Annotated in this window: 15 protein-coding genes; all 15 read right to left on the bottom strand. The window is 46.7% G+C overall.

Annotation, left to right across the window (positions count from 1 at the left end):
* Positions 1 to 12: 12 nt before the first annotated feature.
* On the bottom strand, positions 13 to 753 hold the full coding sequence (locus tag OCV50_RS04200) for a heme ABC transporter permease (protein ID WP_150871471.1): 741 nt from the start codon (positions 751 to 753) through the stop codon (positions 13 to 15).
* Positions 754 to 889: 136 nt separating this feature from the next.
* The gene (gene ccmB, locus OCV50_RS04195) at positions 890 to 1,558 is read right to left on the bottom strand and encodes a heme exporter protein CcmB (protein ID WP_261903772.1); all 669 of its coding nucleotides are present in this window, start codon (positions 1,556 to 1,558) and stop codon (positions 890 to 892) included.
* Between the two features lies 1 nt (position 1,559).
* The gene (gene ccmA, locus OCV50_RS04190) at positions 1,560 to 2,177 is read right to left on the bottom strand and encodes a cytochrome c biogenesis heme-transporting ATPase CcmA (RefSeq protein WP_239842540.1); all 618 of its coding nucleotides are present in this window, start codon (positions 2,175 to 2,177) and stop codon (positions 1,560 to 1,562) included.
* Positions 2,178 to 2,449: 272 nt separating this feature from the next.
* The gene (locus OCV50_RS04185) at positions 2,450 to 2,956 is read right to left on the bottom strand and encodes a DUF2802 domain-containing protein (protein WP_150871466.1); all 507 of its coding nucleotides are present in this window, start codon (positions 2,954 to 2,956) and stop codon (positions 2,450 to 2,452) included.
* Positions 2,956 to 3,450, bottom strand: a complete 495-nt coding sequence (locus tag OCV50_RS04180; RefSeq protein ID WP_239842542.1) for a chemotaxis protein CheW — start codon at positions 3,448 to 3,450, stop codon at positions 2,956 to 2,958. Before OCV50_RS04180 ends, OCV50_RS04185 begins: the two co-directional genes overlap by 1 nt.
* Before the next feature lie 37 nt (positions 3,451 to 3,487).
* Positions 3,488 to 4,717, bottom strand: coding sequence for a chemotaxis protein CheW (locus OCV50_RS04175; protein ID WP_261903771.1), 1,230 nt, complete (start codon positions 4,715 to 4,717; stop codon positions 3,488 to 3,490).
* Complete coding sequence (locus OCV50_RS04170; protein WP_261903770.1) at positions 4,704 to 5,486, bottom strand: ParA family protein; 783 nt, start codon at positions 5,484 to 5,486, stop codon at positions 4,704 to 4,706. The genes OCV50_RS04175 and OCV50_RS04170 overlap by 14 nt, the downstream gene beginning before the upstream one ends.
* A gap of 10 nt (positions 5,487 to 5,496) precedes the next feature.
* Positions 5,497 to 6,609 carry a protein-glutamate methylesterase/protein-glutamine glutaminase gene (locus OCV50_RS04165; protein ID WP_261903769.1) on the bottom strand — a complete coding sequence of 371 codons (1,113 nt, stop codon included), beginning with the start codon at positions 6,607 to 6,609 and terminating at the stop codon, positions 5,497 to 5,499.
* 13 nt (positions 6,610 to 6,622) lie between these two features.
* On the bottom strand, positions 6,623 to 8,827 hold the full coding sequence (locus OCV50_RS04160) for a chemotaxis protein CheA (RefSeq protein ID WP_261903768.1): 2,205 nt from the start codon (positions 8,825 to 8,827) through the stop codon (positions 6,623 to 6,625).
* Between the two features lie 9 nt (positions 8,828 to 8,836).
* Positions 8,837 to 9,568 (bottom strand): protein phosphatase CheZ, encoded by a 732-nt coding sequence (locus OCV50_RS04155; protein WP_239842546.1) that lies wholly within the window; start codon positions 9,566 to 9,568, stop codon positions 8,837 to 8,839.
* 114 nt (positions 9,569 to 9,682) lie between these two features.
* Positions 9,683 to 10,051 (bottom strand): chemotaxis response regulator CheY, encoded by a 369-nt coding sequence (gene cheY, locus OCV50_RS04150; protein ID WP_008218307.1) that lies wholly within the window; start codon positions 10,049 to 10,051, stop codon positions 9,683 to 9,685.
* Positions 10,052 to 10,094: 43 nt separating this feature from the next.
* Positions 10,095 to 10,829 (bottom strand): RNA polymerase sigma factor FliA, encoded by a 735-nt coding sequence (locus OCV50_RS04145; protein WP_239842547.1) that lies wholly within the window; start codon positions 10,827 to 10,829, stop codon positions 10,095 to 10,097.
* On the bottom strand, positions 10,822 to 11,709 hold the full coding sequence (locus OCV50_RS04140; RefSeq protein ID WP_032549648.1) for a MinD/ParA family protein: 888 nt from the start codon (positions 11,707 to 11,709) through the stop codon (positions 10,822 to 10,824). Before OCV50_RS04140 ends, OCV50_RS04145 begins: the two co-directional genes overlap by 8 nt.
* A gap of 13 nt (positions 11,710 to 11,722) precedes the next feature.
* On the bottom strand, positions 11,723 to 13,201 hold the full coding sequence (gene flhF / locus OCV50_RS04135) for a flagellar biosynthesis protein FlhF (protein ID WP_239842548.1): 1,479 nt from the start codon (positions 13,199 to 13,201) through the stop codon (positions 11,723 to 11,725).
* A gap of 27 nt (positions 13,202 to 13,228) precedes the next feature.
* Complete coding sequence (gene flhA / locus OCV50_RS04130) at positions 13,229 to 15,328, bottom strand: flagellar biosynthesis protein FlhA (protein ID WP_261903767.1); 2,100 nt, start codon at positions 15,326 to 15,328, stop codon at positions 13,229 to 13,231.
* Between the last annotated feature and the right edge of the window lie 72 nt (positions 15,329 to 15,400).

Genomic DNA, 15,400 nt, shown 5'->3' with positions numbered 1-15,400 from the left:
TTACCTACCCGATTACGCTTTTTCTGCCGCTAGTTTGCGGACCCACGGACGATGACCTTCTTTGCTGATGATTTCGTTACGGAAACGAACCATAGTGACGGCGCCGAAGAAGAATGCAAAACCGAAAATATTAAGAAGCAGTGGCCACAACATATCGCTTGAGATCGATGGCTTATCGAACTTAGTGATCGTTGCACCTTGGTGCAGTGTATTCCACCACTCTACTGAGAAGTGAATAATAGGTAGGTTAATCACACCGACAATAGCAAGAATGCCTGCTGCTTTTGCCGCTGTTTTCTGATCATCAAAAGCGTGGTGCAGAGCGATAACGCCCAAGTACAAAAATAGTAAGATCAGTTCTGAAGTTAAACGTGCGTCCCAAACCCACCAAGCACCCCACATTGGCTTACCCCAAACCGCACCAGTCAATAGCGCAATAAAGGTAAACACGGCACCAATCGGAGCCATTGCCAGTGAAGCCATGTCAGACAATCTCACTTGCCACACTAGGCCAATAAACGCAGCAATCGCCATAGACATGTACACACCCATCGACCAAATTGCTGATGGAACGTGAATGTAGATAATTCTAAAGCTATCACCTTGCTGGTAATCAGAAGGCGCAAATGCAAGCCCCCAAACGGTACCAACGGATAGACACACTAGTGCTAGAACTGAGAACCATGGCAGAAGCTTACCAGCAAGCTGATAAGAGGTTTCCGCTTTGGCGTAGGGATGGAGCCATTTCCACATGTTGTAATCTCACTCTTACTTCATATTACTTACAGCTGTTAAAGCTATAGTTATTATAATTTATCTACGGTTGCTTTCCGTATGGCGACTCTAGGAGTCCAATGGTGTTAATTAGTTCACACCAAAATCTATTTAGTTAGTTCACGCTCACACGTAAGGCGGCACTGATAGCAAATGGTGTTAACGTCATCGCACCCATCAGCATCGCGCCTAACACAGCCAATTGACCGTTATACGCAACACCCAGTGCTGCGGCATCAATCGCAGAGGTCGCAAAGATCAAAATTGGGATGTAAAGCGGCAGGATAAGCAAGCTCAGTAGCACGCCCCCTTTTTGCAGCCCAACCGTCAGTGCAACACCGATAGCACCAATAAAACTCAACGCGGGCGTCCCTATCATTAAGGTCAACACAACCGAGAGCCATGTATCGAAATCCAGCGATAGCAGAACGGCCAAAAGCGGACTAATTAAAATTAATGGTAAACCAGTCAATAACCAGTGTGCTATGACCTTGGACAATACTACCAACTGCAACGGGATGGGCATGAGCATCATCTGTTCTAGTGCCCCATCCTGAAAATCGTCTCGAAATAGTCGCTCTAATGAGAGCAGTGCCGATAGCAGAGCTGCGACCCAAACAATACCCGCAGAGATGCGAGCTAGAAGATTAGGCTCTGGACCAATACTCAATGGAAACAAGGTGATAACGATAATAAAAAACCACAAAGGGTTGAAAATATCGGCCTGACGACGAAACGCTATAAGTAGTTCACGTCGGATAATCATTGTCATTGAAGCGATCATATTATTCACCCAGCTTTATTTTTCTTAGTTTCGGGCTATCAGCGAACATATCTTGGTGCGTTGTTAGTAGCACAATTCCGCCGTTATCTGCATGCTGTGAAAATAAATTCTCGAGAACTTTCACACCTTGCTTGTCGATTGCCGTTAACGGCTCATCTAAAATCCACAGCATCTGCTTACTTAACCACAGGCGAGCTAATGCTACACGTCGTTGCTGACCAGCAGACAACTGCCCCGCGGGTACATCTTCTCGACCAGCTAAACCCACTTGCGCCAATGCACTGTAAAGTTCTTCTTTACTCGCCTTACCACTATGAATGGATTGGTAAAAGCTCAAGTTCTCATAAGCACTTAGCTCTCGTTTAACACCGGTTTGGTGTCCAAGAAACAGAAGATTTTGATGATAAGCATCGCGATTGGACTCAATTGACTGGCCATCCCATGAAATGGTGCCTTCGTCTCGATCGCCTAATCCGGTGATGATCCTAAGTAGTGTCGTCTTGCCGGTACCATTTCTTCCCTCAACCTGAACGAGTTCGCCAGCTTTGAGTTGAAAAGACAAAGATTCAAAGAGAACTCTTTCGTCACGAATAGCGGTTAAATTTGAGACTTCTAACATAGGAAATATAGGTCCAATAATAAGAGGGGTATAGTAGCACACCATTATGGTGACAAAACAGGAATAGGTCTTTGCGAAAGAACAAACTCAGTAAGAAACTGTTAACGCTGTGTCAAAATTTACACATTTTATGTTTAAAGCATAATATCTCAAAGATACAAACACTTAGACACAGCGTTCTATAAGTAAGATTTCACAATGCATAAACATCAAATACAAAAAAAGAAGCCTGAGCTTCTTTTTTAGATTCGCGATTTCGCGCTTAACTTATTTTAGCGACGTGGCGGCTTGCGGCGGTCGTAAGACTTAGGCTGCTCATCATAAGATGATGGATTACTACGAAGAGATGGGATTTTTTCTTTGCCCGCTAATTTGTTCTGTAGAGACATCATTAGCTCAGCTTCCGCTTTTGGCAGTTCACACTCTTCGATCAGCTCGTTAATTCCAGCACCAAGCTGAACCATTTTAGTCGCACGAGTATAGAGTCTTCCGTCAGTGTCGGCATGCTCTAACTCAACAATACGCTCATTTAGATGCTTAATAACATCTTCTTGCTCTGTCACTTTTTGGCCAAGGCCAACCACAACAGAGCGCACCTCTAGCAACTGCTTGCTCGATTTTTGGAGTTCTTTTTCCAAGCTACGAACTTGCGCGCGAGAGTGGTCGAGCTGCTTTTGTAGGACACTTTTCACTTTGCCCAGCAGCACAACAATAAATAGCGTAAAACACCCAACCCCAATAATCAGTGCGGCTGGGCTTAAAGGCAGCGCTTCAAACATTACAGGTGAGCCATCTCATCCCATTCGTCTTCGCTTAGTAGCTTGTTCAAATCGACAAGGATCAGAAGCTTACCGTCACGGTTGCTTACACCTTGGATGAACTTAGCACTTTCATCAGTACCAACGCTTGGCGTAGTATCGATTTCAGAAGAACGAAGGTAAACAACCTCTGCCACACTATCAACTAGGATACCAATTACTTGGCGCTCAGATTCGATAACGATGATACGAGTGTTGTCAGTGATCTCGCCTTGCATTAGGCCAAAACGTGAACGCGTATCGATAACTGTTACAACGTTACCACGTAGGTTAATAATACCTAGTACGTAGTCCGGAGCACCTGGTACTGGAGCAATCTCACTATAACGAAGAACTTCACGCACCTGCATTACGTTGATGCCGTAAGTTTCTTCTTCAAGTTGGAATGTCACCCATTGAAGTACTTCATCATTGATTTGATCTTTTCTTACTTCAACTTCACTCAATTGAGACATATTCAATCCTCTTGCCGCCGTTACCGGCTCACTATTATTAATCTAATGCTTTTACATCTAACCCTGCATTTAGCATGGCGATCAATGCTTCAACATGAATCAAAGCACACATTTTTTCTTTAACCATACCCGCGAGCCATGGACGTTTACCCGCCATTTCTCGCCAGCGTACTTTATCTGTATTTAAGAGCTCGGTACCTTTGAGCTCTGTGCTCGCCAGTCCCCACATGCTCTCACCAAGCATCACTATATATTGATAGTTTTCTTTGTATTCGTCACTGGTTAACTTCTCAGACATCACCCATTTTGCGGTATCGACCACATCTAATTGACTATCTCTATTAGATTGAAGGCCTAAATACCAAGCTGGGCGACCAATTAGATGGCTCAGCTCTTCTAAACGGTGTATGCCACCAAGTTCATCCAATGGAACAGCAAATGTCACACCATTCACATCAAAGTAGAGTACTTGGAAATCTTCGCTACGAACCGTGCTCTCCCACGACGTGAAGCTACTGGCTCCACCCGCTTGAGTTTCTAGCTCAGTTTCTTGCTTAACAGTTTCCAAATCTTCCTGAACAGTCACCGTCTCTTCAACGGCTTCAACACTTGGCTGATATACCGGTTCAGTGAACACTTGAGGCTCTGGTTCAGCTACATTTTCAAAAACGGGCTCTTCGATGTCCCAACTTTGAATCTCTTCTTCAACTTGCAGCTCGGCAACAGGCGGCTCTGGCGTTTCAATTTCAAGAGATGGCGAAGCCATTTCCATCTTTGGTGCCAATTCCGTTTCAGTCGCCACATCGACAGTGGTCGTCGAATGGAGCGCAATTTGTTGTGTGTTCTGATCCATCAAGTCGTCGAGATTTAACTCTTCAACGATATTTGTCGACTCTAGTTGGCTCAGTAGCTTTTGAACGTCCTCCAAATTTGGGACTTCAAACTCAGCTGAGCGAATCTCAGAGTAACTCGAATATTCAGCCAATTTTCGCTCTGGCTCTGGCTCTGGCTCTGGCTCTGGCTCTGGCTCTGGCTCTGGCTCTGGCTCTGGCTCTGGCTCTGGCTCTGGCTCTGGCTCTGGCTCTGGCTCTGGCTCTGGCTCTGGCTCTGGCTCTGGCTCTTTAGCTTGTTGTTCGTCGACTTCAGCGTCAACCGAAATCTCTTCAGTTTCAAAGCTTTCGTCAAGTAACGCCGTGAAATAATCATCGAGTGCTTGTTCACTCGATAAACTGGCTTGCTCGATGACTGAATCTTTACTGGAGCTCATTAATACCCAGCCTCTCGAGATAGATAAGCAACTGCTTATAAGCAAATACGCCACGGCTACCGGATGCAAAGTGAGACGCAGGCAAACGCTTCAAACTCGCATCTCTAAACTTAGTGTCAATCGGTACGGCTGATGTCCACACTTGATTCGGGTAGTCATGCTTCAATTGCGTCAATGTTTGCAGCGACGCCTTGGTGCGCTTGTCGTACATAGTAGGAACAATCGTCACCTTAAATGGTGCTTTGCGTGATTTCTGCATGATTGTCAGGGTACGAATCATTCGCTCTAGGCCTTTCATTGCCAAGAACTCTGTCTGTACCGGGATCAAGATGCGATCGCTTGCCGCTAACGCGTTCACCATCATCACACCAAGGATCGGTGGACAGTCGATCAACACGTAATCATATTCATCTTTTACCGCCGCCAGTGCGCGCTTCAAAATTAAGCCCATACCACTGCGGTTTCCCATCACTCTGTCTAAGGTAGCCAAAGACATATGTGCAGGAATGATATCAATACCCTCAACTTCGGTTTGCAAAGTCAGAGGGGTGACTGTCTCAGGCGTAAACTCACGCAACTGAAACAGATCAAACAAACTGGATTCAACCGTATCTGAGTCGTAACCCAGATACGTTGTCAGTGATGCATGTGGGTCGGTATCTACCAACAAAACACGATGACCTTTTTGACTCAAAAGCCCAGCTAAGGTTACGGTTGTTGTGGTTTTACCAACACCACCTTTTTGGTTTGCAACACTCCAAACAATCATGATGTGCTACCTAAGCTAAACCAACTTCGACCAACATTCTCTCAGCAATACGCTCAAGAGGAAGGTCTTCAGTTGAAATGCCCGCTTTAGCAACCGCTTGAGGCATGCCATACACCACACAGCTGTCTTCATCTTGAGCCCAGATAGTTGAGCCCGCAGATTTCAGCATGCGCGCACCTTCACGGCCATCAGCTCCCATGCCTGTCAGTACCATAGACAGTACTTTGTCAGCGTAGATCTTGGCTGCAGAACCGAAAGTCACATCCACACAAGGTTTGTAGTTCATGCGGTCGCCGCCATCAATGATACGCAGTCGAGCAGAACCTGGGCGACCATCAATCATCATCTGTTTGCCACCTGGTGCGAGGTAAGCAACGCCTGGCTTCAAGATGTCGCCATCTTGGGCTTCGCGTACTTCAATCTTACACAAGGTGTTCAGACGGCTTGCAAAGGCTGCCGTAAATGTCGCCGGCATATGTTGAATTAACACAATAGGGTGTGGGTAATTCGCAGGGATGCGCGTCAAAATTTTCTGTAGTGCTACTGGACCGCCGGTCGAAGTACCAATTGCAGTCAATTGATACTTTTTACCCGATGCGCGGAACTTAGCTGCGGCAGGTTTAGCTGGAGCAGCCGGTTGACGCAATGACGAAGTCGCTGGTGTCACTGTTGACGCAACTGGAGTCACTGGGCGTGAAATCGAAGCTGTGCGTCTTAGTAGTGCACGCTTTGATGCAATCTCAATCACTCGCTGCTGTAGCAATGAAACTGCATCGTCACGGTTACGAGCAATATCTTCGAACTTTTTCGGTAAGAAATCTAATGCGCCAGCATCCAACGCATCCAGCGTTGCCTTCGCGCCATCATGAGTCAGCGAAGAGAACATTAGGATAGGCGTCGGTGTTGCCGCCATGATTTCACGGACGGCTGTAATACCGTCCATAACTGGCATCTCAATATCCATTGTGATGACATCTGGTCTTAGCCTTTTGGCTTTTTCGACCGCTTCCTTGCCGTTTACGGCAACATCAATGACTTCTAGGCGCGCCTCTGAATTGATGATCTCACTTACTCGACGACGGAAAAAGCTCGAATCATCAACGACTAATACTTTAATCGCCATATTTATCCTTAAATTAAATTCTAGACGCTGCTGCGTACTGCTTCAGTAGATCTGGTACATCTAAGATAAGAGCGATATGACCATCACTCGTGATCGTCGCTCCCGCCATACCTGGCGTGCCTTGTAGCAAATTATCTAGAGGCTTAATAACCACTTCTTCTTGACCGATCAAAGTATCAACCACAAAACCAACTCGTTGGCTTCCTAGCTGTACAATAACGACATGACCATGACCTTTACGTAGCTCGACGATACCTGCTTTTGGCGCTAACCAGTTCTGTAGATAGAACAGCGGGATCGATTTTTCACGAACGATGATAGTCAACTGACCATCAACCACGTTGGTACGGCTTAGATCTAAGTGGAAGATCTCGTTTACTGATGCCAATGGCAGTGCGAATGGGTGACCAGCAACACCAACCATTAGTGTCGGTAGGATCGCTAGTGTCAGTGGAACCTTGATGGTGATCTTCGTTCCCTTACCCATTTCTGAGTCGATATCGATTGAACCATTCAGCGTGTTGATCGCAGTTTTTACTACGTCCATACCTACACCACGGCCAGAGATATCTGAAATTTGTTCTTTACTTGAGAAGCCCGGTGCAAAGATCAGGTTGAAACACTCTTTGTCTGTTAGACGAGATGCTGCATCTTCATCCATCAAACCACGTTTCACCGCAATTGCACGAAGCTTATCTGGATCCATACCGCCGCCATCATCAACGATAGCCAGTTCGATATGATCACCCTCTTGAGAAGCAGATAGAATCACTTTACCAGTACGAGACTTTCCAGCAGCAACACGTGCTTCTGGCATCTCAATACCATGGTCAACTGAGTTACGAACCAAGTGAATCAATGGATCCGCAAGAGCCTCTACTAGGTTCTTATCGAGATCGGTCTCTTCACCACGCATCTCAAGTACAATGTCTTTCTTAAGGCTACGAGCCAAGTCACGTACAACGCGCGGGAAACGGCCAAACACTTTCTTGATTGGCTGCATACGCGTTTTCATTACTGCACCTTGTAGGTCTGCAGTAACAACGTCTAGGTTTGAAACAGCCTTCGACATTTCTTCGTCATTACTGTTTAAACCTAAGCTCACTAGGCGGTTACGTACCAACACTAGCTCACCAACCATGTTCATGATGGTATCAAGTGTTGAGGTATCAACACGCACAGTCGCTTCAGCTTGTTGTTTCTTCGCTGCTGGCGCTTTTGCTTCTGATTTAACAGGCGCTGGCGCAACTGGTTCAGGTGTTTGTACCGCTGCCGGTGCTGCAACAGGCTGAGGCGCTGTCGCTACTGGGGTCGGAGCTGGTTTAACTTCCGCTGGTTTGGTCGCGGCATCTAACTCTTCTGCTGATGGTCCATTACCAGAGCCGTGCAGTTGATCGAGCAGCTTTTCAAACTCTTCGTCCGTCATCAGATCGTCACCATCTGCACTTGCAGAAACAGGGGCAACCGGCGCGGCTGGCGGAGGTGGTGGTGGCGCGCTCGCATTAGATGGGCTTTTGCCTGCACCGTGCAGCTCGTCGAGCAGCTTTTCAAACTCATCGTCAGTGATATCGCCGCTATCCGCTACTGGTGTTGGAGCAGCAGGAGCTGGAGGCGGTGTCGCCTCTACTGTTGCCGCTGTTGGTGAACCACCTTTACCATGCAGTTCATCCAATAATCTTTCGAATTCATCTTGAGAGATTTCATCTACTGATGATGCATTGATGTTAGTTTCAACTGGCGCAGCCGGTTCAGGAGTCACAACAGGCTCAACAACGGGTGCTGGCGCTTCAACTGCAGGTGCAGGAGCAGCAACCACCTCGTCCTCTGATTCTGGCTTACATAGACGATGCAACTCATCCAGCAGAGATTGATCTGCAGGCTCTAGAGGCTCTCGATCTTGAACAGCTTGGAACTGCACGTTAACGGTGTCCAGAGCTTGAAGCATAGTATCCATCAAGCCTGCCGTTACGCTACGTTGGCCATTTCTTAGAATGTCGAACACATTCTCGGCGCCATGACAGGTGTCTACCAGTTCAGTAAGTGCAAGGAAGCCTGCACCACCCTTCACGGTATGGAAACCTCGGAAAATAGCATTTAGTAGATCTTTATCATCAGGGTTATTCTCAAGCTCTACTAACTGTTCAGAAAGTAGTTCAAGAATCTCACCCGCTTCGACTAAAAAGTCCTGAAGAATGTCTTCGTCTAATTCGTAGCTCATACGTTACCTTTAAAATCCAAGACTGGATAACAAGTCATCGACTTCATCTTGAGATGCCACTGCGTCTTCTCGCTCTTCAGGGTTCATGATTGGCCCTTCAGGTGCGGTTGCCGCTTTCTTATCGGTCTCTTTATTTTGGCTAGTTTGATCCGCTCCAAATGCGGTTAGGATCTCTACTAAACGGCCTTCGACTTCATTTACAAGAGTGATAACTTTACCAATGATTTGGCCAGTTAGATCTTGGAAGTCTTGAGCCATCAAGATTTCAGTCAGTTGTCCGCGCAGTTCGGTGCTATCACCTTCTACCTGAACAAGTAATCCATCAATGCGGTGACATAAAGCTTTAAATTGTGCCAGCTCAATGCGGCCATGCATCAGTTCATTCCATTGAGGCCTTACTTGAAGTAAACACTCGTGTAGGTTGTCTGCGATTGGCATACAACGATCGACTGCGTCCATCGTTTTATTTGCAGCGACTTCCGTTTTATCAATGACATATTGAAGGCGATCCCGAGCATCTGGGATTTCATCATTTGCGATAACGCTAATGCGCTCATCGAAATTGAATTGTGTCAAAGAGTCATGGAGATCGCGGGTCAGAGAACCTATTTCTTGAAGCATTGGGTTGTCTTGAAGACTAACATTCTCTTCATACATGCTTCTAACAAGAGAATCAGCTTGTTGCTGCTCATCGTTTTCAAGCAGCTCTACTAATTTTTTTGCTTGTTCTAATGAAATCATCCTGAGTTCGGCCTTACTCCGCATATACTACGACGCTTCAATCATCTATGGGAAAAACGGGAAACCAAAAAGTTATTGCTTCCCTAGAAGCGCCTAAATCTTTCTTCTTGAGGCTTATAAACGCTCAAAAATCTTATCTAGTTTTTCTTTTAGCGTTGCAGCAGTGAAAGGCTTAACAATGTAACCATTTACACCCGCTTGCGCTGCTTCAATGATCTGTTCGCGTTTCGCTTCTGCTGTGATCATAAGTACAGGCAAGTGCTTCAGCTCAGCATCAGCACGGATGTGTTTCAGCAAGTCGATACCTTGCATTCCAGGCATGTTCCAGTCAGTTACCACGAAATCAAATTCGCCTTTTTTCAGCATAGGAAGTGCGGTTAGACCGTCATCTGCTTCTTGAGTGTTGTTGAAACCTAAATCACGAAGTAGGTTTTTAACAATACGGCGCATCGTTGAAAAATCATCAACAATGAGAATTTTCATGTTTTTGTTCAAATTAGCCTCCACTGAATAAAAATCAGTGTTGTTAGTCGTTCTGTGTCCAAGCACTTAATTTAGTGCGCAGACGCTGCATAGATTGGCTCAATATCTGGCTGACACGAGATTCGCTGACACCTAATACTTCCCCAATCTCTTTTAAATTGAGTTCTTCGTCATAGTAAAGAGATAGGACTAACCCTTCTCTTTCTGGAAGTTGTTTTATTGAATCGATCAAAGCTTGTCGAAACGACTCATCAGCAACTCCCTGAAAAGGTAAGTTATCTTGAGAGTCTTCATTCGGAGATATTACATCATCTGAGACGCCTAAATCTTCGATTCCAACCAACTTTGAACAATTTATATCCGTTAAAGCGCTGTGATACTGCTCTAAAGTCAGTCCCATGTGCTTCGCGACTTCAGAATCGCTTGGATCTCGGTTCAAAGTCGCTTCAAGTTCAGCAATCGCATTGCTGATTTCGCGGTTGTTCTTATGAACCGATCTCGGCACCCAGTCGCCTCGTCGGATATCATCCAGCATTGCACCACGAATTCGAATACCAGCGTAAGTTTCAAAACTCGCACCTTTTGAACCATCGTAGTTCTGCTGTGCTTCAATCAAGCCGATCATACCAGCTTGAATCAAGTCATCCACCAATACATTAGGCGGCAATCGCCCCAACAAGTGATGAGCGATACGTTTAACCAGCACAGAATACTTCTCGAAAAAGGCTTGCTGCCCATCGAGGTTTCCGCGTTGGTTGTAGGTAAGCGCTTTATTCACCAAATGGTTCCTCTGCATATGTACTGCGATTTAACAGACGCTCCACGAAAAACTCCAAGTGACCACTTGGTGTTTTCGGAATCGGCCAAGTTAACGCTTTATTCGCCAATGAGCTAATTGCTAACGCAGCTGGAGAGCGTGGGAACGCATCCACTACGATTTTCTGTCTCTTGACTGATTGACGTACTTTATCATCTAGAGGTATACATGCTACGAGTTCAAGGCTCACATTCAAGAAACGCTCTGTGACAAGCGTCAATTTTGCAAATAATTCTCGGCCTTCACGGTAACTTCTGACCATATTTGCGACAACTTTGAATCGTTGAACCTGATGTTCACGACTCAAAAGCTTAATCAAGGCATATGCATCAGTGATCGACGTTGGTTCATCACAAACGACAACAACGACGTCTTGTGCTGCTCTTGAGAAGCTCACAACCATGTCAGATATACCAGCTGCCGTATCGATTAGCAAGACATCCATTTCGTCTTCAAGCGTACCAAACGCTCGAATCAGACCAGCGTGTTGTGCGTGCGACAGCTCAGTCATACTTTGAGTACCCGATGTCGCAGGGATAATCTTAATGCCGTGTGGACCTTCCACAATCGCGTCTTTAAGTTCGCACTCGCCCGCCAATACGTGGCCTAGGTTTCGTTTTGAACGAATACCCAGCATGATATCCACGTTCGCCAGACCTAAATCGGCATCCAGTACCATTACCTTCTTGCCCTGGCGAGCCATACAGATTGCCAGTCCAAGAGTGACGTTAGATTTACCCACACCACCTTTACCACCGGTTACCGCAATAACTTTGGTCAAAGAAGGCTTGGTTAAGCGACGGAGGCCGCTAGCTTGGTCATGTATCATATTTTCAGTCATATTTATCCGCCGCCTAGAGTCCTTCAGAATCGCTATTCCAGTAATGAGGTTCATTCTCTGTCGATTTCTCGAGTAGCTCGTTCGCCTTAGCAATCATGTACTTCGGTTGAGCGATAACGATATCTTCAGGAACTCGTTGACCATTTGCGATGTACGCAACTGGCAATGCATTTTGTATTACTACACTGATGAATTCACCCAAACTTAGCGACTCATCGAGCTTAGTCAGGATGCATCCCGACAGCGGGATTCTTCTAAAGTGTTCAATCGTCTCTTGCAGAACTTTGCGCTGCGCTGTTGCTGGCAACACCAAGTAACTGTGAATCACGGAACCACTCTCTTGCATCAGTGTATCTAACTGCTCAGACAGGCGAACATCTCGTTGCCCCATGCCTGCAGTATCAACCAGAATTAGGCGACGGTTACGCAGTTGATATATAACATCGGCCAATTCTTTAGAATCTTTAGCAACTCTTACGGGACAACCCATAATTCTTCCATATATGGAGAGTTGCTCATGTGCACCAATTCGATAAGTGTCGGTTGTAACCAGTGCGACATTGTCTGCACCGTATTCCATTGCCGCTCGAGCAGCGAGCTTCGCAACGGTTGTGGTTTTTCCGACACCCGTTGGCCCTAACAGAGCGACAACACCACCACGCTTAAGAATATCTTTCTGGGTGACTGAGATCTGATCAGCCACCAGCGCTAACAGAGCTTTCCACGCGCGCGCTGGTTTAGTGTCTTCTGGGATGTAACAAGCCATTTGGTCAGCAAGCTCAGGAGAAACGCCCATACGCTCAAGACGCTTGATCAACATCGCTCGCAGCGGCTCACGGCGCTCTACCTCTTGCCACATAAGCCCAGAGACTTGATGTTCAAGCAGACGACGAATCGAGGTCATCTCTTCACGCATCGTCTCCATTTCGGAATCAGAGTTACGTGAAGATTCTGGCTCTCGCCCGCGATCGTATCGAGTTGGATCCAAACGATGTGGTGGACGCTCAACACGGCGATCTTCTGCAATTAACTTAGCAAGACCAGACTCATGAGAAGAGAACGCTGAATCAACATTGTGTTTGCTGCCCGCTTGTCGGTTCAGCAATGCAGATAACGAATCTTCATTTTCAGCACGATGTTGAGGCTCTTCCTCTGCACCGTGACTGTATTGCTTAAGCATGTTCGCAAAGCGCTTGGTCATTGAACGGCCGCTCTCTGAGCCTGAACCACCAATGCTCACTCGGTCGTCATCAAGCTGACGCTGACCCGATTTCGGTGCGGCCATTTGCGTATACTGACTCTGCGTAGGCTGAGGCTTGTTAAGTCGTGGCGCCGCTGCTGGTTGATTGGACTCACCATCAATAGCTGCAACGATCTCAACGCCACCTGCGACCTTTTTGTTAGACATGATCACAGCATCGGAACCAAGTTCTTCTTTAACTTGGAGCAACGCTGTTCGCATATCTTTTGCAAAAAATCGTTTAATTTTCAATTCAATAGTCCGTTCTAATTACGCGGATTAGTTTCCAACAGCTTGTACAATTCGGATCTGCTTTTCGTCTGGAATCTCTTGATAAGAGAGGACTCGTAAGCTCGGGATCGTGTTCTTAACAAACTTGGCTAATGTTGATCGCAATACACCAGAGGTAAGCAGTACCGCTGGTTCTCCTTTAAGCTCTTGCTCTTGGGTTGCCTGACTTAGCGAGGTCTGAAGACGCTCGGCCAAACCAGGTTCAATTCCTGCAGATTCACCACCGGATGCCTGCATGGTTTGATGCAAGATTTGTTCCAGTTCAGGAATGAGCGTTATTACAGGCAATTCTGGCTCTATACCATTGATTTCCTGCACAATTAGTCGTTTCAGAGAGATACGAACTGCAGCGGTAAGAATGTCGGGTTCTTGACTCTTTCCAGAATACTCCGCCAATGTTTGTACAATCGTTCGAACGTCTCGAATAGGGATCGCCTCATTAAGCAGGTTCTGAAGCACTTTAACCACCACACCCAATTGCAGTTGGTCAGGTACAAAGCCTTCCACCAGCTTAGGTGCAGAACGGCTAAGCATCTCCAATAGGTTTTGTACTTCTTCGTGACCAAGTAGCTGTGATGCATTGTTAGTTAACAACTGACTCAAGTGCGTCGCCAATACCGTAGAGGAATCGACTACGGTGTAACCAAGGGCTTGTGCGTGTTCACGCTGCTCTTCACGGATCCAAACTGCTTCTAGGCCAAAGGCTGGGTCAATAGTGGGCTCACCATCAATCATGCCGTAGACTTGTCCTGGGTTAATCGCCAGCTCCATGTCCGGTTTAATCTCGGCTTCACCCACCGCCACACCCATTAATGTGATTCGGTAGCTATTTGGCGTTAACTCAAGGTTGTCGCGAATATGAACCGCAGGAATTAGGAAACCAAAGTCTTGAGATAGCTTTTTGCGCACCCCTTTAACACGCTCAAGTAACTCGCCACCTTGATCTTTGTCCACCAAAGGAATCAAGCGATAACCCACTTCTAGCCCAATCGTATCTACAGGCTGAACATCATCCCATGACAGCTCTTTTTGGGCTGGCGCTTCGCCACCTGGCTCCATCGCCGCTGGCAATTTTGGTTCTTTGGCCTTTTGCTTCTGCTTTTTATCAATGAGGTACGCGCCTGCCCCTGCTGCAATCGCTAGAGTCAAGAACGCAAAATGAGGCATGCCCGGCACAATACCCATCACACCAAGAATTGCTGCTGTGATCATCAGAGCCTTCGGGTTGTCGAACATCTGGAAGACCAGCTGTTGCCCCATGTCTTCATCGGTGTTCTGACGAGTCACCATCATTGCAGCAGCAATCGAAAGCAATAGCGACGGAATTTGTGCTACCAAACCATCACCAATGGTCAGCAAAGTGTAGATCTCGATCGCTTCACCAAAGCCTAAGCCGAATTGCGCCATACCGATGCTTAAACCACCGATAATGTTGATGAACAGAATCAAGATACCGGCAATGGCATCACCTTTAACGAATTTCGACGCACCATCCATCGAACCATAGAAGTCCGCTTCTTTGGTCACTTCAAAACGACGCGTACGCGCTTGCTCTTGGTCAATCAAACCCGCATTCAAGTCCGCATCAATCGCCATCTGCTTACCCGGTAATGCATCCAAGGTAAAACGGGCGCTTACTTCTGAGATACGACCCGCACCTTTGGTTACAACCATGAAGTTAATGATCATCAAGATTAGGAAGACCACTAGACCGACGGCGTAGTTACCACCAATTACTACGTTACCAAATGCCTCGATAACGTTACCGGCCGCGTCGCCACCTTCATGACCATATAGAAGAACCACACGCGTAGACGCCACGTTCAACGCAAGTCTTAACAACGTTGCGATAAGAAGCACAGTTGGGAAAGCGGCGAAGTCGAGCGGGCGACGGGTATAAACCGTTACCAGTAACACCACCATGGCCAACGCGATGTTAAAGGTGAAAAACATATCCAGTAGAAAAGCCGGGATCGGTAAGATCACCATAGCGAGCGTCGCCAAGACCATGACTGGCGCACCTACAGCTGGCATCGCGCGGTTTGGTAGCTTGGGTAGCTTATCCGAGAAAGGTAGGGAGAATTTCATAAATCAGGACTGCATCGCTATCTTTGATGCCGCTGCATATTGCGGCGACATCAGGGTTATCAAATCAGCATT

The sequence above is a fragment of the Vibrio fortis genome (assembly GCF_024347475.1).
GTDB classification, from domain to species: domain Bacteria; phylum Pseudomonadota; class Gammaproteobacteria; order Enterobacterales; family Vibrionaceae; genus Vibrio; species Vibrio fortis.
This window is presented reverse-complemented; position numbering and strand designations above follow the sequence as displayed.